This window comes from uncultured Enterovirga sp. (assembly GCF_964242715.1).
GTDB lineage: Bacteria > Pseudomonadota > Alphaproteobacteria > Rhizobiales > Beijerinckiaceae > Enterovirga.
Window position 1 is genome coordinate 21,432 of sequence record NZ_CAXTAZ010000032.1, and the last position, 25,378, is coordinate 46,809.

Below are 25,378 nucleotides of genomic sequence, written 5' to 3' on the forward strand. Positions count from 1 at the left end.
CGAGCCTCGAAGTACGCGCAAGCTGTGCGTCCTTCGAGGCCCGGCTCCGCCGGGCACCTCAGGATGAGGAGGTGGGTGGATGCCCTCACCCCCGGCACTCCCGCAGATAGCGGATGGCGGCCGGGATCATCGTGTCGGCCCGGTGGGACTCGCGCGAGAGCTCGACGCAAACAAGGCGTGGGAAGCGGATCGCCTCCAGGGCATCGAGGACGACCGGCACGTCCATGTCGCCCTCGCCGAAGGCGAGGTGGACATGTTCGCCGCGCTTCATGTCCTCGATGGAGACGGTCCCGATACGGCCGGCGAATTCATGCACGGCCTGGGCCGGGTCGCGCTCGCCCGTGACGATCAGATGCCCGAGGTCGAGCGCGAGGGTCAGGGCTGGCAGGCCAGCCGCCACGGCTGCGTAATCGTCGACAGTCTCGATCAGCATGCCGGGCTCGGGCTCGAGCGCCACGGTGACGCCGGTCCGCTCGGCATGGACCGTGACCACGGCGAGACCGTCCTGCAGCCATCGGCGCGCCTCGTCCCGGTCGACTCCCGGCTTCGGGATGCCGGCCCAGAAGGACACGGCTTCCGAGCCAAGGATCGCTCCCACATCGATCGCGCGCTCAAGAAAGGCAACCCGGCGGGCGCGCCCTTCCGACGAGGCCGTGACCAAGGTTGGCTCGTGCTTGGCGCGGGGATCGAGAAGGTAACGTGCGCCCGTCTCGATCACCGAGCCGAGCCCGAGTTCCGACAGGCGCCCGGCCAGGCGCCGGGCGGCGGCCTCCCAATCGGGCGCGAAGGGGTCGAAATGATTGACGTCGAGCGTCAGCGCAACGCCGTGGTAGCCGGCCTCGCTCATCAGGACGAGTGCGTCGTCGAGCCGGTGGCTGGCGGTCCCGTTCGTGTTGTAGGCGAAGCGGAGGCTCATGCGGCGGCGCGCCCGAGCCGGTAGCCGACATGGTGGGCTTCGGGCTCCCGGTAGAGAGGGTAAAGCGGGCCGACGACGCGGTCCACTTCGGCCGTGTCGAGGAGCGGCTGGCGGCCCCCGAACCGGTCGAGGGCCTTCGGGGTGAGGCGGACGGGGCGGCGCGTCTCGCTCTCCTGGCCGAAGCGGATCAGCGGGGAATCGCGCTCGATCAGCTTGCGGGCGTTGCGCTCGCCGATCCGGCAATAGCTCATCGTCTCGACCTCGAGCCCGGGCACGATCACCTTCGCGACCGCGACGGGAGCGTCGGGCGGGGACAGGTCGACGACGAGGACGTCGAATCCCTCCAACTCGAGCGCCTCGCGGGCGAAGCGGCCCCGGTCGCGCGTGTCGCCGCCCGGGCGGCGGGGCAGGGTTTCGAACGGGATGGACCTGCGACGCGAGAGGACGCTGCCGGCGAGGTGGCCGCGCAGGTCGGCGCCGTCCATCCCGGCCCAGTCCATCATGGCCCGGAGCGCCCGGCTTTCCTCCTGGTCGAGGCTCGCCTCGGCCCGGGCCAGGAAGTCGTCGACATAGCCCGGCGGCGCGACGGAATAGGCTTCGGACAGGGGACCATGGCCGTAGGTCTTGCGGACGCGGGCCGAGCAGAATTCGAGGAGGGCCTTGTAGAGCGCCCGGTCGCGATCCGGATCGCAGGCCTCGCCGCAGGCCGACAGCATGATCGGGACGCGCGGACCGAAACCGTCGCGATCGTGGCCGACGACGTAGACATTCGCCATGCCGAAGGCGTCGGTCGCGAATTTCGGCATCACCTCGATGCCGAGCCCGTCGAGCCGGTCGAGCAGGGCGCGCGTGCGCGGTTCGACCCCGGTGGAGAGATCGAGGAGAACGCCCTGGTCCAGGGCCCGGAAGACGAGCCCGTTGCCGTCCCGCTGCAGGCATTCGAGAAGGCCATGGCCGGCCGCCCAGTCGCGGTCCGGGCCGGCGCCGAGGCCGTTCGTGATGAGGGTCGTGAAGGGCTGGTAGCCCGGCGGCAACTCGGCCGGATCGGTCGCGGCGAGGTCGAGCGGCACGAGGACGCTCTCGCCGGTGCGGGCGCGGCGGGCCGCCGTCCAGGCGAGGGGCGTGTCCCGCCCGACCGGGCTACCGGCCGGCAGGCAGAGGGTGAGCGGGTCGGCGATCCCGCCGAAGCCGACCTCGCGGGCGAGGTCAGCATAGGAGCCGGTCCGGTAGGGACGCCCGCGCAAGGCCAGGGTGGGCAGGATCGCCTCGGCTATCTCGGCCAAGGCGCCGACGATCGCGTCGCCATCAGTCGGGCCGTAGCCGTAGCCGGACGGCATGTTGCCGGGCAGGCTCTCGGCATCATCCAGGAAGAGGGCGGTCTTCCAGGCCGGGACGCCGGTCCGGTCGAGCGGCGCGAGCGGGAAGCCGACGATCCGGCCCGGCGGCAGGGCCGCGAGATAGGCATGGGCCGCATCCGGCAGGTCCGCGGGCAATCCCTCGATCCGCCTCATGCGCCGGCACTCGCATAAGCCTGCGCGATTAGCCGCATCGTGCCTAGATCGCGCTCGCCCGAGAAGGCTCTCCACTCGCCCGAGCGCAAAGCGGCCGAGAAGGCGAGGACCTGGCCGGTGAAGGGGGAGACCTCCGCATCCGGCACGTGCATGGCCTCCCGCGCGCCGGTCAGCCCGTCGATCAGCGTCACGCTTCCTCCTCCGGTCTGCCCCATCGTGTTCTCTGCCGACAGCATCGCGGTCGACCCAACGACCTCAAGGCGCCGCCGGGGCAGGGCTTCCGGGCAGTTATAAGCCACGTGCAGGTTGGCCAGGATGCCGGATGCCGTGGTCCCGACGATGACCGCGCCGTCGTCCACCGGATAATCCTGCACCCGCCGCTGGGTCATCGCCGCGACGCGCGCGAGCGGTTCGCCGAGGAGGTATTCGGCGAGATCGATCCCGTGCGGGGCGAGGTCGATGAGGGCGCCCCCGCCGGCCTTCGCCGGATCGACGCGCCAATTCTCGCGGCCATCAGGGTCCGACCACTCGCATCCGACCCAGCAGGCGTAGACGATGCGGATCACGGTCGGACGCCCGATCCGGCCGGACCGGATCCCGTCGCGCATGGCTCGGTGGGCGGGGTGGTGGCGCTGGTCGAAGGCGGTGCCGTAGAGGATGCCGACCCCCCGGCAGGCGGCCAGCATGCGTTCGGCATCGGCGAGCGAGGCCGCCATCGGCTTCTCGCAGAGCACCGCCTTGCCGGCCGCCGCGATCCGAACCACGGCATCGGCGTGGAGATGATTCGGCGTCGCGACGTAGATCGCCTCGATCTCGGGGTCGGCGAGGAGGGCGGCCTCGTCCGGGTAGGCGCGAACGCCCAACCCCTCGGCCCGCTGTCGTGAGCGCGGATCGGGATCGGCGACGGCGACCAGGATGTCTCCGGCGGCCGCGATCGCGGGCGCCATATAATCCTGGGCGACCCAGCCGAAGCCGAAGATCCCCCACCGGACGGGACGATGCTGCGTCATCACCACCGCGCCGGGAGGTCGAGGAACTCGCGCCGGCGGACGGCGTCGGGATTCGGCACGAGCGGTCCCGCGACGCGGGGCCGGTAGGTGGCGCGGGGCGCGTATTCCGCCCGGTAGCGGTCCGACGGCCAGGCGACCGCCCGATCCCCGCCCGGCATCTCCGCGTAGAGCGGGTTCGGCCGCAGGGTTGCCTCAGTGATCGGACGGCAGAGCGGCCCGTCCGCCCGGCGCGGCGCGTCGGTACGGCTTTCGACGAGCGAGAAGGCCTCCACGGCCCGGAGATCGGTCGCGGGCCTGGGGACCGGCGCCCGGCCCTCGGTAGCCGCGACGGTCAGTTCGGCATCGTCGTAGATCGTCGCGTCTGGAAAGGCGGCCTCAATCTCGGTCGCGCTCATGCCGGATCCGGCCGACATGTTCGCCGCCTCGCGGCTGTGGACATGGCCGACGGCGAGAGTTCCGTGGGGCGACACGAGCGTCCGCAACCGGGCGAGGATCTCGGCCTTCGGCTCCAGGAAATAGAAGGCGTCCTGGCAGAGCGCGAGGTCGTAGCGCCTCGCTGCCAACGGCCAGGGCGAGCGGGCGTCGAAACAGACGAGCGCCGCCTCCGGGGCGACCCAGTGGCGCGCGAGCCAGAGCTTGGCGAAGACGACGTCCCCACCCGCGACCCTGACTCCGCGCAGGCTGAGGTCGCGGAGGTAATGCCCGATGCCGCAGGCGAGTTCGAAGGCGCTGGCCGGTTCGGTCCAATGCGCGTCGAGCAGCGCGAGGCCCGCCAGGTAGGTCGGGTCACTCCAGCGATGGGCGAAATAGTCCCCGACCCGGCCGAAGGCGAGGAGCCCCATCGCCTCCCGCAGCGTGAGCGCGTCGCGCTCCCGGACGAGGCGACGGAGATCGGCCTCGGACGGGGCGGGTCCGTCCCACCAATCGTCCTGGTCGGCGAGGAGCAAGACCAGCGCAGCCTCCCGGTCGCCGCTCTCGATACGACGGACCGCTTCTGCGACGAGCGTCTCGCGCCCGGTGCGGAGGTAGGGGATGCCGTCGAGGATAGGCCAGCGCGCGGCGCCGTCCGTCAGGAGATCGGGCCCGTCCGGCCGCAAACGCTCCCCGCTCACCGGCGATACGAGCCCGTTCACCCGAGCCCCATCTCGGCCAGCACCCGGTCGTGGAAGGATTTCACCGGTCCGTCATGGACCAGCGCCATGTCGCCCAGGATGTCGTCCATGGTGACCCGCGAGCGGGCGAGGTGCTGCTCGATCTCGAGGACGCGGTCGAGGACGTCGCCCGCATGAAAGGCGCGGCCCTCGGGCGTGTCCGCATCCCGCAGCACCGTCCGGGCGGCGACCACGCGCCCCCGGAGGTCGGTCGGGAGTTCCGCGAGAGCCTGCTCCGTCGCCCGCTCGATCACGGGCTCGAGATGCTGACCGAGCAGCATCTCGCCCGTGAAGCCGGCATCCGGCATCGCCGCGTTATGCAGGTGGTGAGCGAGGGAGGCCAGGAAGACGGTGCCGAGATCCGCTTCGGGCTCGGCGAGAAGGACGGCATAGACCGCCACGATCGCGCAATGCTCGGCATGGTTCTCGGCCGGCCCGAGCACGATCCGGGGCTTGCCGGGGCAGGTCGCGCCAGCCCTCGGTTGCGCCGCGAGACGGGCCACGAAGGAAACGTCCGGGCCCTGATCGTCGAAGGAGGCGCGCCGGCCGCAGGCCTCGGCGAGCCTGTCGGCCAGGGCAGAGGAGAGCAGGTTGCCGAATTCGGCGAGCGCCGCCCGCTCCATGGCCGCGACCTCGACGGCTGAGACGCCGAGATGGGCCAGCGAGGCCAGGTCCAGGTCGCCGAGCCGCGTCGCCGCGAGGCAACCGGCCGTCGTCTCTAGGGCGACATCCTCGGCCGGAATTCCGGCTGTGAGAGTGGTCCATCCCCGCCGGAAGGCACGCTCCGCGATCGAGCCCGGCCTGCCCGCCGATGTCACGCGTTTGAGGTCGCCGATCTCCCGCAGAAGCGGAACCAACGCTGCGCGCATAAACGCTAGGCCCGGGCGCCGAGCCAATTCAGCAGCATTTCTTCCTGCGCGTGGAAGGCATGGATCGGGCCGTTGCCGGGCCGCGTCATCGGGGCCTTGAAGAAGAAGGACAGCTGCTCCTGCACGCCGCCGTCGCCGCGCTTCTGGGCGAGGCCGAGGACACGCGCGATCTCGATCGCGAGCGGCGCGGCCAGGATGGAATCCTTGCACAGGAAGTTGATCTTGATCTGCATGCGCTGGCCGAGGAAGCCGGTGACGTCGATATTGTCCCAGGCCTCCTTGTCGTCGCCGCGGGGCCGGTAGTACTTGATGTCGACGATGTGGTCCTCGACCGTGTAGCCGAGCATCTGGTCGAGCACCGAGCCCTTGGTGTTCAGCTTCGATTCCAGCGAATCTGGGTCGTCGAGCGCAAGGCCGTCGCGGTTGCCGAGGATGTTCGTCGAGAACCAGCCGTCGACATGGAGAGCGCGGGACCGGAGCGCAGGCGCGATCACGGTCTTCATCATCGTCTGGCCGGTCTTGCCGTCCTTGCCGGCCACCGGAACGTTGAGTTTGGCGGCCAGATCCTTGATCGCCGGCACATCGGCCGCGACGCTCGGCGTGAAGTTGCCGTAGGGATAGCCGTTCGCGACCGCCGCATAGGCGTAGAGCATGGCCGGGCCGATCGCCTCGTCGTCGCGGTCGAGGCCGCGCTCGAAGGCGTCGATCGACGAGAAGGTCTCGGCCGAGAGGTCGGGCCAGCGTTCCGTCGAGGCGAGGTTCAGCACGACCACCCGATCGACGCCGCTCTCGCTCTTGAAGCGCTGGAGGTCGCCCGCAATGCGGTCGACGGCGTCGCGATGCCCCTTGGCAATAAATTTATGGCCGCCATCGACGTTGCGGCAGAAGCGGTCGCTGGCGACCGCCTTCCAGGGCCGCATCGTGGTGAGCGCCGCGGCCCCGTCCATGACGAGGCCCTTGGGGAGAACGCCGTGCGTCTCTGCCGCCGAGCCGAGATCGTCACCGTGGACGTCCCAACCGCCGAAGACGATGTCGCGATAGTTCGTCAGCCCCGGAACCGACAGGTCGGCGAGCGGCAGGCCGTCCAATCGGTTCATTCCCGACTTGATGAGCTCGAGCCCGGCAATCGCGGTCGTCGAGACGGCACCGCCCAGGCCGACAACGGCGACTCCCAGCCGCTGCCCTTCGGAATTCATCATGGACCTGTCCTGCTGCGGGCCATGCGCGGCCCGGTGCTAACAATGTTCGACATGCGGTTTGGACACCCGAGCCGAGATGACATTTTCGTGAAGTAGCCCCGCTGTCAGGAGAAGCCCGGCCACCCGGCGCAGACCTCTCGATAATCGCATGTCAGCTCCTCGCCGAGGCGGATCGGACGCCGGGCGAAACTGGATAGGTCCCGGCCGACGGTGTTCGGATCCTCGGCGTGGTTCATGAACTTCGCGTGGTCGCAGGACAGCACGATCCGACCCGGAAAGGCCTGGGGCGTATAGCCGTATGTATCGAGAAACGTGCGAAAAGCGTCAGGGAGCGCGGAAAAAGTCTCCGGCCGCAGCAGGAGATCGAAGCCTTCCGCGAACCGCCAGATTTCGGCTCCTTCCGGCAGATCCACGTCCGCAAACAGGCCGAGCCCCTGGATCGGGCTCGGGGCGACGCGCGTCGGAACCAGCAACATGGCCACGTCTTAGACCCTGCCGCGCCCGGATCAAAGCTGCGCCTGATGAGGCACGAACGGGTGAGGGAACCGGGGTGACGGAATGAGATTTCTCGGCATCGGCGACACCTGCGATCTGGCAGCTATCTACCTGAGGCTGGTCGAGGAGGGGCACGAGGTCCGCGTCTCGATCACGGAGCCGCTCTGCCAAGATGTCCTGGCCGGCATGGTGCCGCATACGGCGGATTGGCGGGCGGAACTCGACTGGATCCGCGGTGCCGGCGCGGACGGCATCATCCTCTTCGAGAACGTTGCCCACGACCGGGGGCGATTGCAAGAATCGCTCCGGGCTGAGGGGTTCCACGTCATCGGCGGCAGCGCCTACGGCGATCGGCTCGAGAATGATCGGGCCTTTGCCCAGGCCGTGCTGACCGAACTCGGCTTCAGCACGGCGAAGGTCTGGCATTTCGACCGGATTCCCGATGCCGTCTGGTTCGTCGAGTCACAGCCGGGCCGATACGTCTCGAAGCTGAACGGGCCGGGCCTGGGAGCTGCCGGCACCTATGTCGGCCGGCTCGATGACGGGCGCGATCTTCGGGCCGTGCTGGCGGCGCAGGCGCGCCAGCTTGCGGGCGAGGACACGAGCCTCATCCTCATGGAGCATCTCGATGGCATCGAGATCGGTGTCGGCGCCTATTTCGACGGGGCGCGCTTCCTTCGACCCGCATGCCTGGACTGGGAGCACAAGCGCTTCTTCCCGGGCGATCTCGGCGAGTTCGTCGGCGAGATGGGAACCGTCGCGACCTTCGAGGGCACGGACCGCTTCTTCGACGCGACGCTCGCCCGGATGGAAACCCGGCTCCGGGAGGGTGGATACCAGGGCTATGTGAACCTCAACACGATCGTGAACGGGGAGGGGATCTGGCCGCTCGAATTCACCTGCCGCTTCGGCTACCCGGGTTTCGCGGTGCTGGAACCTCTCCAGGCGATCGGCTGGGCGGAGCTGTTCCAAAACCTCGTCACGCAGTCGACCGACAGGATCGAGGTGCGGCCGGGCTTCTCGGTCGGCGTCGTGATGACAACGCGCCCCTTCCCCTTCATCCGGCGCTATGTCGACGAACCGGTTGGGCTGCCGATCGTCTTCGAGGGCGAACTCTCCGAGGCGGACCGGTCCGGCCTGCATTTCGGCGAGGTCGGGACGGTGGACGGGCAGCTCGTGACGGCTGGCTATCACGGCTGGACGGCCGTCGTGACCGGCACGGGAGCGACCGTCGAGGCGGCGAAGTCCAGCGCCTACGCGCTCGCGAACCGCATGGTGGTGCCGAATGTCCGATATCGCCACGACATCGGTGACAAGCTCCTCGGTGGCGACTTGCAGCGGCTGGTGGACGCCGGATGGCTGCCGCAGGGAGCGCGCTAGCCACGCGCCGGCTTCCGTGAAGGCTGGACGGCTCAGCCGGCGAGAATGTGAGCGAGCAGGACCATGATGCCGGCCGCCGCGAGCCCGAGCACGACCTGGGCGGGGACGACGTCGCGGTATGCGCGTCGGAGCCTCGTCCGGAGTCCGGTTTCCGACCCCCGCCCGACCATGAGCTGCGACCCGAGCAGCAGCAGGACGGCCGCCGCGCCCCAATAGGCCCGGACCGCGAAGGCGTGCGGGCTTCCCGCCTGATCGAGACCCAGAGAGCCGCTGCCGCCGCCATAGCGGTAGAGGTCGCCGTGGAAGCCCATCGTCTCGAGCGCCAGGGCCGAGATGAGGTAGAGCACCATCAGGCCGAAGCCGGCGAGTTTTCCGGGCGCCGCCGCCTGGAGGAACACCGCCAATATGGCGAGCAGCCCGGCATCCCAGGCGCGCGGGAGGGCGAAGCCGAGGAGCCACGCAGAGGGCGCCACGAGGCCCGTCCACCAGGCCTCCAGCACGGCGGCCGCGAGCGCGGCCGAGCCGAGGCTCGCGGACAGGACCAGCAGCAGCGTCAGCACCTTCGGCAGGAGAAGGGCCCAGTTCGGGACCGGGCAGGCGCCGACGAGCCCGGCGACCCCGAGGTCGCGCTCGCCCCAGACCAGCTCGCCGGCCCAGAACAGCCCGACGACGATCGGCACGAGCCGGAAGGCCTCGTCGACCCGGGCCAACGCGTCGGCCCGGGTCGCATCGGGCGGCAGTTGGGCCATCGCGCCCGCGACATTCGCAACCCCGAGCAGGAGAAGAACGGCCAGGAACGGGCTCCGCCTCACGAGCCCGAATTCGAGACGGGTCCGCGCCAGGAACTGCCCCACGGTTGTCCTCAGGCCGAAGCGTCTCTCGACAGCGGGAGGCCGAGGCGCGGGCGCAGGACGACCATTCTCGTGCGGTTTCGGCCCGACAGGGCAGGGCTTCGGCCGCCACAGGGTGCCGAACAAGGCAGCGGCGCACGCGACGCCGAACCACAGCAGGCGGTTGAGGGCGAGTGCTCCGTCGACCGATGGGAGGGCAGTGGCACGCTGCGTCTCTGTCCAGCCCACCGTCGCGTGCTGGATCGCGGCCGAGCCGAAGGGGTCGAGGATCGCGACCAACCAGCCCGGATCGCCGGTTTTCCCCGATCCCAGGCCGTAGAGCGCGAGAAGGGCGACAGCGCCCAGATAGGCGGCCATCGCCGAGCGCAGGATCGTCGCGACCGAAAGGAAGGTGGCGGTCGCGAGAACCAGGTTCGGGATCGCCAGCACGAACAGGCCGAAAGCGACCGCGTGCGCGTCCGGCGCGGCGAGCGGATCCGCGATCGGGGCAAAGGGCGCCAGCACGACCGCGGCCGGAACGCTCAGGAAGCTGAGCAGCACGACGGCCAAAGCTCCCCCGAGCCGCCCGGCCGCGAGCGCCGGGCGCGGGGCGGCGGTGGCGGCGACGATCGGCCCGAAATCGGTCTCCTCGTCCCGCAAGGCAGCCTGGGCACCGAAGGCGGCGGCGGTGAACAGGAAGAACTGGCTCCAGACGAGGTGGACGAAGAGCACCGCCTCGACCCCGGTCTTGCTGCCCGGCCGCAGCGGTCCGACCTGCAACCGCTCCACCGTGAGCGAGCCCACGACCATCAGCCCGGCAATGGCGACGACGATGAGGAAGACGGGCGAGCGGAGCTGGAGCCGCATCTCGAACCAGGCAACCGCGCCCGCGAGGCGGAACGGGCCAATGCCGGGGCGACCTTCAACCATGCCCGGCATCGGTGACGGTGGTCAGGTAGACGTCGTCGAGCGAGGGCTCGGCCGGCTCCCAGCTCTCCGCCGGCCGCTCCTTGGCTAGGACGCGCAGGACGGTGCGGCCCCCCGAGAGCCGGGCCGAGATCACGGCAAGGCCCGCCTGGGCTGCCGGCGCGTCACCTCGCTCCGTTGCCCGGCGCCACACCCGCCCGCGAAGCGCCGAGGTGAGATCGGCGGGCGTCCCGTCCAGCCGGACTCGCCCGCCCGCGAGAAGGACGACGCGCGGGCAGATCGCGGCGGCCTCGTCCACGAGATGCGTCGACAGAAGCACGACCGCGCGGTCGCCGGCCTCGGCCACGAGGTCGAGAAGCCGGTGGCGCTCCGCCGGGTCGAGACCGGCGCTCGGCTCGTCGAGGAGGAGAAGGCCGGGATCGCCGATCAGCGCCTGCGCGACCCCGAAGCGCCGCCGCATGCCGCCGGACAGGGTTGCAAGGACGCGGTCGCGCGCTTCCCAGAGATTCACGCGCGAGAGGAGCGCGTCGACCACGTCCCGTCGGCTCGACCGCTCCCGGATGCCCTTCAGCACGGCCATATGGTCCAGCATCTCGCGCGTGGTCACGCCCGGATAGACCCCGAATTCCTGGGGCAGGTAGCCGAGGCTGCGGCGCCACCGCTCGGGCTCCCGCAACGCATCGACCTCGCCGAAGCGCACCGACCCCGCACTCGGTTCCTGCAGGGTCGCGAGCACGCGCATCAGGCTCGACTTCCCGGCTCCGTTCGGGCCGAGAAGCCCGAGGACGCCGGGTCCCGCCTCGAGCGTCACCCCGGCGAGCGCTCGCGTTCCGTCCGGGTAGACGAGCCCGAGTTCCCGAACGTGCAGCATTCCCGTGCTCCGCGGTCGGCTCTTGGTTCCGGCCCGCTCCGCCGGTTCGCCGTCAGGGTTGGGGGACGAGAGCCTTCTCCGGGCCCCGCGCCGTCACGCTCGAGTTCGGGCGCGGTCGGGCATCCGATGCCCGGACAGGGTCTCGGGGCACGGGCGCGATCCCGCCATCGAATTGACCGACCGAAAGGTAGACGAAGCCGCGGTGGCGCATTTCGGCCGGGCGATAGACGTTGCGCAGGTCGACCACCACCGGAGCCGCCATGGCGTCCCGGATGCGGTTGAGATCGAGGGCGCGGAACATGTCCCATTCGGTGACGATGACGAGGGCGTCGGCGCCGACGGCGCAGGCATAGGGGTCGTCCGCGTAGTCGATCCCGGTCAGGATTTGGCGCGCGCTGTCCATCCCCTGCGGGTCGAAAGCCCGGACAAGGGCCCCGCCGGCCTGCAACTCCGCGATAAGCGGGATCGAGGGGGCGTCGCGCATGTCGTCGGTATTGGGCTTGAAGGTCAGCCCCAGGAGCGCCACGCGCTTGCCCCGGACCGAGCCGCCGCAGGCGGTCGCGACCTTTCCGGCCATCGCGCGCTTGCGCTCCTCGTTCACCGACACGACCGTCTCGACGATGCGGATCGGCGCGTCGTGCTGGCGGGCGGTCTTGCAGAGGGCGAGCGTGTCCTTCGGGAAGCAGGATCCGCCGAAGCCCGGGCCGGCATGGAGGAATTTCGAGCCGATACGGTTGTCGAGCCCCATGCCGCGGGCGACGTCCTGCACGTCGGCGCCGACCTTCTCGCAGAGATCCGCGATCTCGTTGATGAAGGTGATTTTCGTCGCGAGAAAGGCGTTCGCGGCGTATTTGGTGAGTTCGGCCGTGCGGCGCCCCATGACGAGGAGGGGCGGCTGGTTCAGGCTGAGCGGGCGATAGAGCTCCCGCATGACCGCGATCGCTTCGGGATCGTCGGTCCCGACCACGATCCGGTCCGGCCGCTTGAAATCGTCGATCGCGGCGCCCTCGCGGAGGAATTCGGGGTTCGAGACGACGGCAACCCGGGCATCGGGGCGGGCTGCCCGGATGATGCGCTCGACCTCGTCTCCCGTGCCGACCGGCACGGTGGATTTCGTGACCACGACCGTGAAGCCGGAGAGCTCCTCGGCGATCTCCCGGGCCGCCTGGTAGACATAGGAGAGGTCGGCCTCGCCGTCGCCGCGGCGGGTGGGCGTCCCGACCGCGATGAAGACGGCGTCGGCCTGCCGGACGGCAGACCGCAGATCGGTGCCGAAGGAGAGCCGCTTCTGGCGCACGTTCTCGGCGACCAGCCCCTCGAGCCCGGGCTCGTAGATCGGCAGCTCGCCGCGTTTCAGCGCCGCGACCTTGGCTTCATCCTTGTCGATACAGGCGACCTCGTGCCCGAAATCGGAGAAGCAGGCCCCCGACACGAGGCCCACATACCCGGACCCGATCATGGCGATGCGCATACGATTCCCGTCCCGCTTCGCAGAGCACGCCGTGACGGCGGCCCCGCAGCCCCGGTCGGCCGGGGCGGCGGCTCCTTAGCACAGGAGCGCGGGAGGACGAGCCTCAGGGAGAGACGGCGGGCCGTCCGGAAAGGTCGGGCGGCCGAATCGGTCGTGCGCGACCGGCCCCGGAAGGCGGCCGTCGCGACTGCGAGGCGTCGAAGTCGGCCGGGCTTAGCCGGCCATCTTCTGCGGCACCGGTTCGCGAAGGGTGTAGCCGCGGCCCCAGACGGTCTCGATGTAGTTCTTGCCGCCGGAGGCGTCGGCAAGCTTCTTGCGGAGCTTGCAGATGAACACGTCGATGATCTTCATCTCCGGCTCGTCCATGCCGCCGTAGAGATGGTTCAGGAACATCTCCTTGGTGATCGTATTCCCCTGCCGTGTCGCGAGGAGGTCCAGCATCTGGTACTCCTTGCCCGTCAGGTTCACGACCTTGCCGGCGATCTCGGCCTGTTTCGCCTCGACCTTGATGGTGAGGTCGCCGCAATGCACGGCCGCTTCCGCGTGACCCTGCGACCGGCGCACGATGGCGTGGATGCGGGCCACGAGCTCGTCCTTGTGGAACGGTTTCACGAGGTAATCGTCGGCTCCGAAACCGAGGCCCTTCACCTTCTCCTGGGTCCCGGTCATGCCGGAGAGGATCAGGACAGGCGTCCGGACCTTCGCCACCCGGAGCTGCTTCAGGACGTCGTAGCCGGACATGTCCGGAAGATTGAGGTCGAGCAGGATGAGGTCGTAATCGTACAGCTTGCCGAGATCCACGCCTTCCTCTCCGAGGTCGGTCGTGTAGACGCTGAAGCTCTCGGCTTTCAGCATGAGTTCGATGCTCCGGGTCACCGTCGCATCGTCTTCGATCAGCAGGATACGCATGCGTGGGGCCACCGCGGCGTGAGGTAGGAATTCGCTAAGCATGAGGGTGAAAGAACTAAGAATGAATGAACCTCCACTCATGAAGGCTCGGATTCGCCATAAATCGCGCGGAGCCCGGTCGGCGTGAGTGTCGCCTTCACCCGCGAGGAGGATCTCGAGGCCGCGGCGGCGCATCTTCCCGACCGCCCGATCTCGCCGCATCCGAACCTCGTCACTCCGGAAGGGCTCGCCCATCTCGATGCGGCGGTTGCGGCCGCGCGGGCGGCCTACAGGGCGGCGCAGCTCGCGGGCGATGTCCAGGCCGACCGTGCCGCCATGGCGCGCGCCTCACGCGACCTTCGATACTACGCGGCGCGCCGGGCGAGCGCGCAGCTGGTCCTCCCCTCCCCGGTGGCGGGCGACAGGGTGAGTTTCGGCGGCGGCGTCACCTTCGACCGGGAGGATGGGCGCCGGCAGACCTTCCGGATCGTCGGGGAAGACGAGGCCGACGCCGCTCAGGGATCGGTCTCGCACATTTCCCCGCTCGCGCGAGCGCTCCTCGGCAAGCGCGTCGGCGACGTTGCGACCGTCGCCGGCGCCGAGGTCGAGGTGGTGGCCGTGCTCTGAAGGAGGCGGCTGCCTCAGTGCGGCTTCGAGGGCGACGCGAGCGACCAGGTCACGCCGAAGGGGTCCCGGAGCTGACCGTAGCGGTCGCCCCAGAACGCATCCGCGAGCGGCACGACGACCTTGGCCCCCGCCGCAACGGCCCGGTCCCACCAGGGACCGACGTCGTGCACCTGGATGTGGAGCACGCAGCCGCCATGCGGGGCGAGCCCGCATCCGTGTTCCGGGAAGGCGTCGCTCAGCATCACCGAACCGCCATTGATGCGGAGGTGGATATGCATCGTTCGGCCCTTCGCGTCCGGTGGCATGCGGGCGAGGTCCTCGGCCGCGAAGGCCTTGATGTAGAAGTCGGCCGCTGCGTTCGCGCCGTCGACGGCCAGGTAGGGCGCGACGCCGCCGGTGACCTCCTGGCGCGGGGGCGGGGTCCAGTCTGCCTCGACGACGGGGGGCTTCTCTGCCGTATCCATGCTCGATGCTCCTCGGGGAGGACGGTGGGCCGCGTCGGCCGCGACGGGCACCCCGCATGCCCGTCCTCTGAAAGACGCTCCCGGCCGCGGCATGCCGACAGCGGCACGGACATTTAGAGAGCCTCGGCCTTGGAGCTCTCCTCGAGGAGGCGGTCGAGATGCATCCGGATATGCGCGGCTTCGGCCGCCGTGTTGGCGAGCGCGATGGCGCGGTCGAAGGCGCGGCGTGCCTCCTCCGCGCGACCGAGCCGCATCAGGAGACCACCCCGCAACCCGAAGAAGTGGAAATAGCCGGAGAGAAGCGGCTCCAGGGGCTCGATCAGGGCGAGCGCAGCCTCCGGCCCGCGCACCTTCGCGACCGCGACCGCCCGGTTGAGCGTCACCACGGGCGAGGGCTGCAGCCTCTCGAGCGTGGCGTAGAGAAGGTCGATCTCGGCCCAGTCGGTGTCGTCCGGCCGGGCCGCCCGGGCATGCAGGGCCGCGATCGCGGCCTGGACCAGGTAGGGCCCGGGCCGACGATGCCGCATCGCCTTGTCGATCAGGGCGAGGCCTTCGACGATCATCTTCCGGTTCCAGAGCGAGCGATCCTGGTCCTCCAGAAGCACGACGGCCCCATCCGGGCCGAAGCGGGCCGGCGCGCGGGCGTGCTGGAGGAGCAGGAGGGCCGTGAGGCCCATGATTTCCGGCTCCGTCTGGAACAGCCGGAGGAGCAGGCGGGCGAGCCGGATCGCCTCGTCGCAGAGCTGCAGGCGGGCGCCGTCGCCGCCGCCGGCCGAATAGCCCTCGTTGAAGACGAGGTAGATCATGGCGGCGACCGCGCCGAGGCGCTCGGCCCGCTCGGCCGCGCCGGGCGCCTCGAACGGCACGTCAGCCGCCGCGACCCGGTTCTTCGCCCGCGTGATCCGCTGCTCCATCGCGCTCTCGCCGACCAGGAAGGCGCGTGCGATCTGCTTCACGGTCAGGCCCGAGACGATGCGGAGCGCGAGCGCGATCTGCTGGGTGGCGGGCAAGTCGGGATGGCAGCAGACGAAGAGCAGGCGAAGCACGTCGTCCCGGTATTGCGACCCGTCGAGCCGCTCGGCGAGGGCGGTCTCGGCATCCTCGAGGTCGGAGATCATCTCCTCCTCCGGAAGCGGCGCCTCGCGGCCGCGCCGGCGAACCGTGTCGATCGCGACGTTGCGGCCGACGAAGATCAGCCAGGCCGTCGGATCGCGGGGAGGGCCGTTCTGCGGCCAAGTCCTGAGCGCCCGGAGGCAGGCCTCCTGGAAGGCTTCCTCCGCGAGGTCGAGGTCGCGGAAATACCGGAGCAGGGCGCCGATCGCCTGGGGGCGGGAGGAGGTGAGGGCCGCCTCGATCCAGGCGAGATCGCTCATCCCGGCAGGCTCCCCCGGTCGAAATAGCCGATCGGTCGAAGCTCGTAGGCGCCGGCGGACCCGCTCGCACGGGCGAGATCCTGCGCGGTCTCGATCGCCTCTTCGAGCGTCGCGCATTCGACCACGTAGAAGCCGAGAAGCTGCTCCTTCGTCTCGGCGAAGGGGCCGTCGATCACGAGCGAGTCCCGGCCCTTGCGGATCGTCGTCGCCGCAGTGGTCGGCAGGAGGCGGGCGACAGGCCCGATCCGGCCCTTCTCGGCGAGCCGGCGCTGGACGGCGCCGAGCTTGGCCATCACGGCCTCGTCCTCCTCCTTGGTCCAGGCGCCGACGACGTCTTCGGAATCGTAGCAAAGGATGGCGTAGAGCATCTCGGTCAGGCCTCGTCTCGTCTCAGGACGAACCGATATGCCCGATGCCGACACGGTCCGGTACGAAAGATCTCCGATCGCGCTCCGAAGGAGATCGTTCTCCCGCTCCGTTGCGGAACTGCTGCAATGCAGCAAGAATGCGCCGACTTGCACAGGTGGACCCCATGCTCATCGACCGTCGCGAAGCCCTCCGGACCGCCGGTATCCTGGCCCTGGGAGCCGCTGCCTGGACGCCCGCGGCCCTGGCGCAGAGCGCCCGCCGCGGCGGTGTGCTGACCGTCCAGCTGAACGGCGAGCAGCGCGTCCTCAACCCGGCCATCCGGGCCTCGACCGGCGTCTACATCATCACCTCGAAGATCATGGAGCCGCTGGTCGACCTCGACGCGGCCGGCAAGCCGTCTCCGGTCCTTGCGACCTCGTGGGAAGCCGCCCCGGACGGGAAGACCGTCACCTTCAAGCTTCGCGAAGGCGTGAAGTGGCATGACGGCAAGCCTTTCACCTCCGCCGACGTCCAGTACACCGCCATGGAGATGTGGAAGAAATACCTGAATTACGGCACCCAGCTGCAGCAATATCTGACGGCCGTCGACACGCCGGACGCGACCACCGCGATTTTCCGATATTCGCGGCCGATGCCGACCGACCTGCTTCTCCGGGCGCTCTGCGATCTCGGCTATGTCGCGCCCCGCCATGTCTTCGAGGGAACGAACATCCTCGAGAACCCGGCCAACACGGCACCCATCGGCACCGGGCCGTTCCGCTTCGTTCAATACGAGCGCGGCCAATACGTCATCGCCGAGCGGAACCCGGACTACTGGCGCAAGGACTTCCCCTTTCTCGACCGGATCGTGTGGCGGTTCATCATGGACCGGGCCGCCGCGACGGCCGCGCTCGAGACCGGCCAGGTCCAGCTCTCGACCTACAATGCGCTCGCCCTCGCCGATCTCGACCGGCTGAAGAGCGACCCGCGTTTCACCGTGTCGAACAAGGGGCTCGAGGCCAACGCCTTCAACAACACGCTCGAGTTCAACACCCGCCGGAAGGAGCTGTCCGATGTCCGCGTCCGCCGCGCCATCGCGCATGCGATCGACGTGCCGTTCTTCATCGAGAACTTCATCTACGGCCTCGGAAAGCCGGCGAACGGCCCGATCCCGTCCTCGTCCACGGCCTTCTACACGGAGGCGAAGCCGCCCTACGAGTTCGACGCGAAGAGGTCCGCGGCCCTCCTGGACGAGGCCGGATACAAGCGGGCCGCGGGCGGGGTGCGCTTCGCCCTGAAGCTCGTGCCGATCCAGAACGGCGAGGACGTGCCGCTCCTCGCGACCTTCATCCAGCAGTCGCTCGGGGCCGTCGGCATCCGGGTCGACATCGTCAACATGGACAATGCCGGCGCGCTCGCCACGGTCTACCGGGACTGGAATTTCGACCTCGCGACGGGCTGGCACCAGTATCGCGGCGACCCGGCCGTTTCGACGACGGTCTGGTATCGGTCGGGCTCGCCGAAGGGTGCGCCCTGGACGAACCAATATGGCTGGCAGTCCGACGCGGTCGACAAGCTCGTCGACGATGCGGCGAGCGAACTCGATCCGGCGAAGCGCAAGGCGCTCTACGGGCAATGGGTGAAGGCCGTGAACGACGAGCTGCCGGTGTGGATGATGACCGAGCGGACCTTCCTCTCGGCCACCAGCAAGCGCCTGCGCAACGACCACAACATGCCGCGCTGGGGCTCGGGCGACTGGCACGACACCTGGATCGAGGCGTGACCAACCCGCCATTCCGGGGCCGCGCGCAGCGCGGAACCCGGAACCCACGGAAGCGCTACAGCGGGGAATTGCCGGAGCCGAGTGCGGCTCGTGGGTTCCGGGTTCTCGCCTCCGGCGAGCCCCGGAATGACGGGGTGGGATGTTGACCATCCTCCTCCTCGCGCTGCGCCGGCTCGCCGCGAGCCTGCCGACGCTGATCATCATCCTGGCCGGGATGTTCCTTCTGCTTCAGCTCGCCCCGGGCGACACGGTCGACGCCCTGATGGCCCAGATGGGGGGAGGGGACCCGCGCACGGCCGAGGAGCTTCGGCGCTTCTACGGGCTCGACGTCTCCGTCGCCGTGCAGCTGGGCCGCTACATCCTGCGCCTGATCCAGCTCGATCTCGGCCAGTCGGCGATCTACGGGAAGCCGGTCGCGACGGTGATCGCCGAGCGGCTGCCGGTGACGCTTCTCCTGATGGGGACCTCGCTCTCGCTCGCCTTCGCGGGCGGCACCGCGCTCGGCATCGTGGCCGCGCGGGGGATCGATCGCTGGCCCGACACCCTGATCTCGACGCTCGGCCTCATCTTCTATGCGACGCCCTCGTTCTGGTTCGGCCTGATGGGGATCGTGCTCTTCGCGATCACGCTCGGCTGGCTGCCGTCGGGCGGCTTCGAGGAGGTCGGCGGAGGGCTGACCGGGCTCGCCCGAATTGTTGATATCGCCTGGCACCTGATCCTTCCGACCGTGACGCTGGCCCTGATCTTTCTCGCCACCTACCTGCGCATCATGCGGGCCTCGATGCTCGAGGTGATGAGCCTCGATTTCGTCCGCACGGCCCGCGCCAAGGGCCTCGGCGAGACCGGTATCGTCATCCGTCACGTGCTCCGGAACGCGCTCCTGCCGATGGTGACGCTGGTCGGGCTCCAGGCCGGCACGATGCTGGGCGGCTCGGTCGTGGTGGAGAGCGTGTTTGCCCTTCCCGGCCTCGGTCGCCTTGCCTATGAGTCCGTGGTGCAGCGCGACCTGAATACGCTGCTCGGCATCGTCTTCGTCTCGGCCCTCCTTGTCATCGCGGTGAATTTCGCGGTCGATCTCGCCTATGGCCGGCTCGATCCCCGCATCGCGTCGGGGCGCTGAGATGCGGCCGACCTCGTCAGGCGGACGCGAGCGCGGTCCGATGCGCCTCTGCCAGCTCCGCCATGCTGCCGAAGCGGTAATCCGTCTCGGGCAGCGGGCCGGGATCCATGGTGGCCCCGAAGCCGGGCTTGTCGCGACGACGGTCGATCCAGCAGGTCGCGAGCCCGAGCTCCTTGGCGGGGACGTGGTCGTGGAACAGGCTCTGCGCCGTGTGCAGGATGCGGTTGCGCCGGATCCCGATCCGGTCGAGATGCGCCAGCAGATAGTCGAAATTGCGCAGGCTCGGCTTGTAGGAGCCGATCGCCTCGGCCGTGCAGATCGCGTCGAAGCTGACGCCGAGGCGCTCGTTCGAGGCCGCGAAGGAGGTGTCGTCGACATTCGACAGGATCACGAGCCGGTAATGCCGCTTCAGGTAGGCGAGGGCCTCGGGGCTATCCGGAAAGGCCGGCCAATCCCCGATCGAGGCGCCGTAATGCTCGCATTCGGCCTGGCTCACCGGCAGACGCCATTCCTCGGAGAGCCGCCGGTACACGACGGCGAGAAGGCGACGGTACGGCATCGTCGGCGTCGCGAGCTGCTGCGTCGATTCGTGCACCGCATGCGCTGCCAGGACCTCGTCCTGGCTCAGGGGCGCGGCCAGCCGGGACGTGAGCGGCCGAAGGGCCTCCGTGATGCCGGTCTCCCAGTCGATCAGCGTGCCGTAGCAGTCGAAGGTCAGCGCATCGTAATCGGTGAGGGCCACGGGTTCGGTCTCCGTTCGTCGCGGGCTCCCTACGACGATCCGGCGGGCGGGGCGACCCCGGCGCGCCCGGGGTCGGCAGGAGCGTCGGCGTGAACCTCTTTCGACGCTACCTTCGCAACCCGGCCTCGATCCTTGGCCTCGCGCTCCTCGCCGCCGTCGTCGTCATCGCGCTCGTCGCGCCGCTCGTCTTTCCGAAGGATCCGCTGAGCCTCGCCGGCCGGCCGCTGCAATGGCCTTTCCAGAATCCGCGATACTGGCTCGGGACCGATGCCAGCGGGCGGGACATCGCTGCCCAGATCTTCTACGGGGCCCGCGTCTCGCTCCTGATCGGGCTCGTGGCGACGCTGATCTCGATCGCGATCGGCATCGTGGTCGGGGCGCTCGCCGGCTATTACGGCGGCCTCGTCGACGACGCGCTGATGCGGGTCACCGAGGCCTTCCAGACCCTGCCGAACTTTCTCCTGCTCCTGGTTCTCGTCGCGGTGTTCGGCTCCGACATCACGACGGTGACGGTCGCGATCGGCCTCGTGTCCTGGCCGGCCCCGGCGCGGCTGACACGGGCCGAGTTCCTGACGCTCCGGAACCGCGAATTCGTCCAGGCCTGCCGCGTCCTCGGCATGGGCGATCCCCAGATCATCTTCCGCGAGATCCTGCCGAACGCGCTGCCGCCGGTGATCGTCTATGCGAGCGTCGTGATGGCGATCGCGATCCTGCTCGAGAGCGCGCTCGCCTTCCTGAGCCTCTCGGACCCGAACATCGCCTCATGGGGCAACCTTATCGGGGCCGGGAGGGGGGTGTTGCGCACGCAATGGTACGTCTCGGCCATCCCGGGAGTCGCGATCCTGCTGACGGTGCTGGCCGTCTCCCTCGTCGGCCAGGGGCTGAACGACGCCCTGAACACGCGCCTGCGCCGGACGGCGACGCCGTGAGCGACACCCTGCTTTCGGTCGATCATCTCTCTGTCCGGCTCCCGCCCGGCGCCGACCGCGCGCTCGCGATCGACGGCGTGAGCCTCGCGCTTCACGCGAACGAGATCCTCTGCGTCGTCGGCGAGAGCGGGTCCGGCAAGTCGATGCTGGCCAACACGGTGATGCGGCTCCTGCCGCCCGGCGTGGAAGTCGGCGGCGGCCGTATCGCGCTTCAAGGCCGCGATCTCCTGGCAGAACCCGAGGCGGAGATGCGGCGCATCCGGGGCGCCCGGATCGGGATGATCTTCCAGGAGCCGATGACGGCCCTGAACCCGCTTCGCCGGGCCGGCGACCAGGTCGCGGAGATGTTCCGCATCCACACCGACCTCGACAAGGCCGCGATCCGCGAACGGACGCTCGCTCTCTTCGGCGAAGTCCGGATGCCGGACCCGGCTGCGGCGCTGCGGGCCTATCCGCACGAACTCTCCGGAGGCCAGCGCCAGCGGGTCATGATCGCGATGGCGCTCGCGCTCGAACCGTCCCTCCTCATCGCCGACGAACCGACGACGGCGCTCGACGTCACGACCCAGGCGCGGATCCTCGACCTCATCCGCGACATCCAGCGCCGGCGCGGCATGGGCGTCCTCTTCATCACCCATGATTTCGGCGTCGTGGCCGAGATCGCCGACCGCGTCGCCGTGATGCAGGCGGGACGGGTGGTGGAAGAGGGAACCGCCGAACAGGTCCTGACCCGGCCGCAAGCGCCCTACACGAGAGCGCTGATCGCGGCGGTGCCGTCGCTCGTTCCCCGGAAACCGAGGGCCGCGGGCGGCCCCCCGATCCTGTCGCTCGCGGGTGTCTCGAAGACCTACCGGTCGAGCAGCGTCTTCGCTTCGCGGCGGCGGGTCACCCATGCCGTCCGCGACGTCACGCTCGACCTGCCCCGCGGCACGACGCTCGGCATCGTCGGCGAGAGCGGGTCGGGCAAGTCCACGCTCGCGCGCTGCATCGTGCGCCTTCTCGATCCCGATTCCGGCACGATCCGCCTCGGCGACACCGACCTCGCCACCCTGTCCCGCCGCGCCATGCGGCGCGAATCGCGGCGCGTGCAGATGGTGTTCCAGGATCCCTATGCCTCCTTGAACCCGCGCCGGAAGGCGGGCGAACTGGTCGCGCAGGGCCCGATCCTGCACGGCGTGTCCCGCTCCGCCGCGCTCGCCAAGGCGCGTGAACTCTTCGCGCTCGTCGGCCTCGACCCCGCCTCGGTCGACCGCTACCCGCACGAATTTTCGGGTGGCCAGCGCCAGCGGATCGGGCTCGCCCGGGCATTGGCGGTAGAGCCGGAACTCCTGATCGCGGACGAGCCGGTCTCGGCGCTCGACGTCTCGGTCCAGGCTCAGGTCCTGGCCTTGCTGGACGAACTCCGCGGCCGGCTCGGCCTCTCCATGCTGTTCATCACCCACGACCTCCGGGTGGCGGCCCAGATCTGCGACCGGATCGCGGTGATGAAGGACGGCGAAGTCGTCGAGACGGGAGCGACGACGGACGTGTTCGGCGACCCGCAGCACGCCTACACCCAGGCCCTTCTCGGGGCCGTGCCGGGCCGCGGCTGGACTCCGGGCGACCCGCAACGCATCGACCTTTCGGCTCCGGCCGCCTGACGGGACTATTCAGATGTCGCTCACGCTCGACCACATCGTGATCGCGGTCTCCGACCTCGATGCCGCCTTCACCGATTACGGCCGCCTTGGCTTCACCGTGATCCGCGGCGGCGAGCACGCGAACGGCATCACCCACAACGTCCTCGTCGTTTTCCAGGACGGCGCCTATCTCGAACTCATCGCCTGGAAGCGGCCGGACCCGGGCATGCGCTGGTCCGAGGTCTACCATTCCGCGGGCGAGGGTTTCGTCGACCACGCGCTTCTGCCGACCGCTATCGAGGCTGATGTCTCGGCCGCGCAGAGACGGGGTCTCGACATGGAGGATCCTATCCCTGGAGGGCGGCTCAGGCCGGACGGCGAACGGCTGGAGTGGAAGACGGCGCGCTCGCCGGGATCCGACGTGCCGTTCCTCTGCGGTGACGTCACGCCGCGCCGGCTCCGGGTGCAGGAGGGCGAGGTTCGCCAGCATGCGAACGGCGTGACGGGGGTGGCAGAGCTGACGATCGCCGTGCGGGACCTCGGGGCCTCGCTGCGGCGCTACGGCGCGCTCCTCGGCTCCGAGGCCGGGGGCGGGGTTCAGGCCGGCGACGTGGCCGGGTCGCCGGCTCGGTTTGCCACCCTCCGACTCGGAAACGGCACGGCGGTCCGGCTCGCGACGCCGGACGGCTCCGAGGGACCGCTCGCGTCCGCGCTCGCGGCGCGGGGGGAGGGGCCGTTCAGCGTCGTGTTCCGGGGCGGGGCCGATGCCGATCTCGATCCGTCCCTCAGCCACGGTGCGAGACTCGCCATCTCGGAAACCCGACTATGAGCCTAAGACCACGGAGGGGTATGTCGGCGGCCTCCCGTATGCAGGGCAAGGGCGTCCTTGTGCGACGCAGCGACGGCTTGTCTCTTTAGAATCGCTGCATTAAATCGGCGGGGTCGTTCCGAGGGTCTTCGTGCCTTCCCCCTGGGCGTCATCGCCGACAGAACCCTATCGTGCCGGGCCGGGTCCCGTCCGTCTCTCCGGCGGGCTCGCCGGGGCCGCAACGGGTGTTGAATGAACGACCTGCTCACAGCCTATCTGCCGCTCGTCATTTTCATCGGCGTGTCGCTCGTGATCGCGGGCGCCCTCCTCGTCCTGCCCTTCATCGTCGCCTACAAACAGCCCGACCCGGAGAAGCTCTCCGCCTACGAATGCGGATTCAACGCCTTCGACGACGCCCGGATGAAGTTCGACGTCCGGTTCTACCTGGTCGCCATCCTGTTCATCATCTTCGACCTGGAAGTGGCCTTCCTCTTCCCGTGGGCGATCACGTTCGGGGATCTCGGTTGGCTCGGCTTCTGGTCGATGATGAGCTTTCTCGCCGTCCTGACCGTCGGCTTCGCCTATGAGTGGAAGAAGGGAGCCTTGGAATGGGACTGACCGCTTCCACGACCGCGATCGCACCGGCCCCGCGCGGCATCATCGATCCGTCGACCGGCAAGCCGGTCGGGGCGACCGATCCGTATTTCCGCGAGGTCAATGCCGAACTCGCCGACCGGGGCTTCCTCGTCACCAGCGCGGACGACCTCATCACCTGGGCCCGCACCGGCTCTCTCATGTGGATGACGTTCGGCCTCGCCTGCTGCGCGGTCGAGATGATGCAGATGTCGATGCCGCGTTACGACGCCGAGCGGTTCGGCTTCGCGCCCCGCGCGACGCCGCGGCAATCGGACGTGATGATCGTCGCCGGCACGCTGACGAACAAGATGGCTCCGGCTCTCCGCAAGGTCTACGACCAGATGCCGGAGCCCCGCTACGTCATCTCGATGGGCAGCTGCGCCAATGGCGGCGGCTATTACCATTACAGCTACGCCGTGGTGCGCGGCTGCGACCGCATCGTTCCGGTCGACATCTACGTGCCGGGCTGCCCGCCGACCGCGGAGGCGCTGCTCTACGGCGTGCTGATGCTGCAGCGGAAGATCCGCCGCACCGGCACGATCGAGCGCTAGCTGTGCAGGAGCCGGTCGACATCATTCTCCCCCTGCTGCGGGACATGCGTGCCGAAAACGCTTCGCGTCACGCCGAGGTTGTCGCTCGCCTAGAGAAGCTCGAGGCGTCTCAGGTCTCTTTCAAGCACGCGCTGAGTGCCGATTCGCTGCTCAGCAAGCTTGTCACTGGAGACTTCCACGAGCGCATCGAGGCGGTAGAGAGGTGGGTTCAGGAGCAGGAGGAACGCGCGTCGTGACCGATCTCCAGGCCCTTTCCGACCATGTCGCGACCTCGCTCGGCGACGCCGTGACGGGGCGCGCCATCGCGTATGGCGAGTTGACGGTCGTGGTCGAGGCCGGGCGGATCCTCGACGCGCTGACCTTCCTGCGGGACGACCCGGCCTGCCGCTTCATCAGCTTCATCGACCTCTGCGGCGTCGACTATCCCGGGCGCGAAAAACGGTTCGACGTCGTCTACCACCTGCTCTCGCCGCGCCATAACACGCGCATCCGGCTGAAGGTCGAGACCGACGAGACGACGCCGGTCCTGTCCTGCGCGCCCGTCTTCCCGGCCGCGAACTGGTTCGAGCGCGAGGCCTACGACCTGTACGGCATCCTGTTCACGGGGCATCCCGACCTGCGCCGCATCCTCACCGATTACGGCTTCGACGGCCATCCGCTCCGCAAGGACTTCCCGATGACGGGCTTCGTCGAGGTCCGCTACGACGACGAGCAGAAGCGCGTCGTCTACGAGCGCGTGAAGCTGCAGCAGGAATTCCGCAACTTCGATTTCCTCTCCCCTTGGGAAGGGACGGACTACATCCTTCCAGGCGACGAGAAGGCGCAGGCGCCGGCCGCGCCGGCCGCAAAGGCGAGCTGAC

The 25,378-nt window shown here is 69.3% G+C and carries 26 protein-coding genes; 11 read left to right on the plus strand and 15 right to left on the minus strand.

Annotation, left to right across the window (positions count from 1 at the left end; translation table 11 throughout):
- Nucleotides 1-85 precede the first annotated feature (85 nt).
- From ACFE87_RS15730 to ACFE87_RS15760, 7 genes are all read right to left on the minus strand, one after another.
- Nucleotides 86-916, minus strand: a complete 831-nt coding sequence (locus ACFE87_RS15730) for a sugar phosphate isomerase/epimerase family protein (RefSeq protein ID WP_375460595.1) — start codon at nucleotides 914-916, stop codon at nucleotides 86-88.
- Nucleotides 913-2,427 carry a YcaO-like family protein gene (locus ACFE87_RS15735; protein WP_375460596.1) on the minus strand — a complete coding sequence of 505 codons (1,515 nt, stop codon included), beginning with the start codon at nucleotides 2,425-2,427 and terminating at the stop codon, nucleotides 913-915. Before ACFE87_RS15735 ends, ACFE87_RS15730 begins: the two co-directional genes overlap by 4 nt.
- Complete coding sequence (locus ACFE87_RS15740) at nucleotides 2,424-3,437, minus strand: Gfo/Idh/MocA family protein (protein WP_375460597.1); 1,014 nt, start codon at nucleotides 3,435-3,437, stop codon at nucleotides 2,424-2,426. The genes ACFE87_RS15735 and ACFE87_RS15740 overlap by 4 nt, the downstream gene beginning before the upstream one ends.
- Entirely contained in the window at nucleotides 3,437-4,570 is a 1,134-nt protein-coding gene (locus ACFE87_RS15745; RefSeq protein WP_375460598.1) for a class I SAM-dependent methyltransferase, read from the minus strand. The genes ACFE87_RS15740 and ACFE87_RS15745 overlap by 1 nt, the downstream gene beginning before the upstream one ends.
- Nucleotides 4,567-5,457: a hypothetical protein gene (locus tag ACFE87_RS15750; RefSeq protein ID WP_375460599.1), complete on the minus strand. Its 891-nt coding sequence runs from the start codon at nucleotides 5,455-5,457 to the stop codon at nucleotides 4,567-4,569. The genes ACFE87_RS15745 and ACFE87_RS15750 overlap by 4 nt, the downstream gene beginning before the upstream one ends.
- A 5-nt stretch (nucleotides 5,458-5,462) precedes the next feature.
- Complete coding sequence (locus ACFE87_RS15755; protein ID WP_375460600.1) at nucleotides 5,463-6,656, minus strand: inositol-3-phosphate synthase; 1,194 nt, start codon at nucleotides 6,654-6,656, stop codon at nucleotides 5,463-5,465.
- Nucleotides 6,657-6,760: 104 nt separating this feature from the next.
- A complete protein-coding gene (locus tag ACFE87_RS15760) occupies nucleotides 6,761-7,132 on the minus strand; it encodes an SET domain-containing protein (RefSeq protein ID WP_375460601.1) in 372 nt (123 codons plus the stop codon).
- An 82-nt stretch (nucleotides 7,133-7,214) separates the two neighbouring features.
- Between ACFE87_RS15760 and ACFE87_RS15765 the strand changes: the two genes are divergently transcribed.
- Nucleotides 7,215-8,531 carry a hypothetical protein gene (locus tag ACFE87_RS15765; RefSeq protein ID WP_375460602.1) on the plus strand — a complete coding sequence of 439 codons (1,317 nt, stop codon included), beginning with the start codon at nucleotides 7,215-7,217 and terminating at the stop codon, nucleotides 8,529-8,531.
- A 32-nt stretch (nucleotides 8,532-8,563) separates the two neighbouring features.
- Here the strand turns inward: ACFE87_RS15765 and ACFE87_RS15770 are convergent, their stop codons facing one another.
- The 4 genes from ACFE87_RS15770 to ctrA form a co-directional block, all read right to left on the minus strand.
- Complete coding sequence (locus tag ACFE87_RS15770) at nucleotides 8,564-10,291, minus strand: hypothetical protein (RefSeq protein ID WP_375460603.1); 1,728 nt, start codon at nucleotides 10,289-10,291, stop codon at nucleotides 8,564-8,566.
- Nucleotides 10,284-11,159 carry an ATP-binding cassette domain-containing protein gene (locus ACFE87_RS15775; RefSeq protein WP_375460604.1) on the minus strand — a complete coding sequence of 292 codons (876 nt, stop codon included), beginning with the start codon at nucleotides 11,157-11,159 and terminating at the stop codon, nucleotides 10,284-10,286. Before ACFE87_RS15775 ends, ACFE87_RS15770 begins: the two co-directional genes overlap by 8 nt.
- A gap of 52 nt (nucleotides 11,160-11,211) precedes the next feature.
- Nucleotides 11,212-12,630: a UDP-glucose dehydrogenase family protein gene (locus ACFE87_RS15780; protein ID WP_375460605.1), complete on the minus strand. Its 1,419-nt coding sequence runs from the start codon at nucleotides 12,628-12,630 to the stop codon at nucleotides 11,212-11,214.
- 213 nt (nucleotides 12,631-12,843) lie between these two features.
- Nucleotides 12,844-13,773 (minus strand): response regulator transcription factor CtrA, encoded by a 930-nt coding sequence (gene ctrA, locus ACFE87_RS15785; protein WP_375460606.1) that lies wholly within the window; start codon nucleotides 13,771-13,773, stop codon nucleotides 12,844-12,846.
- Here ctrA and greA point away from each other — a divergent pair.
- On the plus strand, nucleotides 13,663-14,145 hold the full coding sequence (greA, locus tag ACFE87_RS15790) for a transcription elongation factor GreA (protein ID WP_375460607.1): 483 nt from the start codon (nucleotides 13,663-13,665) through the stop codon (nucleotides 14,143-14,145). The two genes, ctrA and greA, sit on opposite strands and share 111 nt — an antisense overlap.
- Nucleotides 14,146-14,159: 14 nt before the next feature.
- Here the strand turns inward: greA and ACFE87_RS15795 are convergent, their stop codons facing one another.
- The 3 genes from ACFE87_RS15795 to ACFE87_RS15805 form a co-directional block, all read right to left on the minus strand.
- Nucleotides 14,160-14,609, minus strand: coding sequence for a VOC family protein (locus tag ACFE87_RS15795; protein WP_375460608.1), 450 nt, complete (start codon nucleotides 14,607-14,609; stop codon nucleotides 14,160-14,162).
- 113 nt (nucleotides 14,610-14,722) lie between these two features.
- Complete coding sequence (locus ACFE87_RS15800) at nucleotides 14,723-15,982, minus strand: RNA polymerase sigma factor (protein WP_375460609.1); 1,260 nt, start codon at nucleotides 15,980-15,982, stop codon at nucleotides 14,723-14,725.
- Complete coding sequence (locus tag ACFE87_RS15805; RefSeq protein WP_375460610.1) at nucleotides 15,979-16,350, minus strand: YciI family protein; 372 nt, start codon at nucleotides 16,348-16,350, stop codon at nucleotides 15,979-15,981. Before ACFE87_RS15805 ends, ACFE87_RS15800 begins: the two co-directional genes overlap by 4 nt.
- Before the next feature lie 164 nt (nucleotides 16,351-16,514).
- Here ACFE87_RS15805 and ACFE87_RS15810 point away from each other — a divergent pair, with 164 nt between their 5' ends.
- Nucleotides 16,515-18,113: an ABC transporter substrate-binding protein gene (locus tag ACFE87_RS15810; protein WP_375460611.1), complete on the plus strand. Its 1,599-nt coding sequence runs from the start codon at nucleotides 16,515-16,517 to the stop codon at nucleotides 18,111-18,113.
- A gap of 142 nt (nucleotides 18,114-18,255) precedes the next feature.
- A complete protein-coding gene (locus ACFE87_RS15815; protein WP_375460631.1) occupies nucleotides 18,256-19,233 on the plus strand; it encodes an ABC transporter permease in 978 nt (325 codons plus the stop codon).
- A gap of 16 nt (nucleotides 19,234-19,249) precedes the next feature.
- Here the strand turns inward: ACFE87_RS15815 and ACFE87_RS15820 are convergent, their stop codons facing one another.
- On the minus strand, nucleotides 19,250-19,975 hold the full coding sequence (locus tag ACFE87_RS15820) for a haloacid dehalogenase type II (RefSeq protein WP_375460612.1): 726 nt from the start codon (nucleotides 19,973-19,975) through the stop codon (nucleotides 19,250-19,252).
- Nucleotides 19,976-20,064: 89 nt separating this feature from the next.
- Here ACFE87_RS15820 and ACFE87_RS15825 point away from each other — a divergent pair, with 89 nt between their 5' ends.
- The 7 genes from ACFE87_RS15825 (at nucleotide 20,065) to ACFE87_RS15855 (ending at nucleotide 25,377) form a co-directional block, all read left to right on the plus strand.
- The gene (locus ACFE87_RS15825; protein ID WP_375460613.1) at nucleotides 20,065-20,904 is read left to right on the plus strand and encodes an ABC transporter permease; all 840 of its coding nucleotides are present in this window, start codon (nucleotides 20,065-20,067) and stop codon (nucleotides 20,902-20,904) included.
- On the plus strand, nucleotides 20,901-22,544 hold the full coding sequence (locus tag ACFE87_RS15830) for an ABC transporter ATP-binding protein (RefSeq protein ID WP_375460614.1): 1,644 nt from the start codon (nucleotides 20,901-20,903) through the stop codon (nucleotides 22,542-22,544). The genes ACFE87_RS15825 and ACFE87_RS15830 overlap by 4 nt, the downstream gene beginning before the upstream one ends.
- 13 nt (nucleotides 22,545-22,557) lie before the next feature.
- Nucleotides 22,558-23,352: a VOC family protein gene (locus tag ACFE87_RS15835; protein ID WP_375460615.1), complete on the plus strand. Its 795-nt coding sequence runs from the start codon at nucleotides 22,558-22,560 to the stop codon at nucleotides 23,350-23,352.
- 231 nt (nucleotides 23,353-23,583) lie between these two features.
- Complete coding sequence (locus ACFE87_RS15840) at nucleotides 23,584-23,949, plus strand: NADH-quinone oxidoreductase subunit A (protein WP_375460616.1); 366 nt, start codon at nucleotides 23,584-23,586, stop codon at nucleotides 23,947-23,949.
- Nucleotides 23,940-24,518 (plus strand): NuoB/complex I 20 kDa subunit family protein, encoded by a 579-nt coding sequence (locus ACFE87_RS15845; protein ID WP_375460617.1) that lies wholly within the window; start codon nucleotides 23,940-23,942, stop codon nucleotides 24,516-24,518. Before ACFE87_RS15840 ends, ACFE87_RS15845 begins: the two co-directional genes overlap by 10 nt.
- A 2-nt stretch (nucleotides 24,519-24,520) precedes the next feature.
- Complete coding sequence (locus ACFE87_RS15850; RefSeq protein WP_375460618.1) at nucleotides 24,521-24,754, plus strand: hypothetical protein; 234 nt, start codon at nucleotides 24,521-24,523, stop codon at nucleotides 24,752-24,754.
- Nucleotides 24,751-25,377: an NADH-quinone oxidoreductase subunit C gene (locus tag ACFE87_RS15855; protein ID WP_375460619.1), complete on the plus strand. Its 627-nt coding sequence runs from the start codon at nucleotides 24,751-24,753 to the stop codon at nucleotides 25,375-25,377. The genes ACFE87_RS15850 and ACFE87_RS15855 overlap by 4 nt, the downstream gene beginning before the upstream one ends.
- Nucleotide 25,378: the final 1 nt, after the last annotated feature.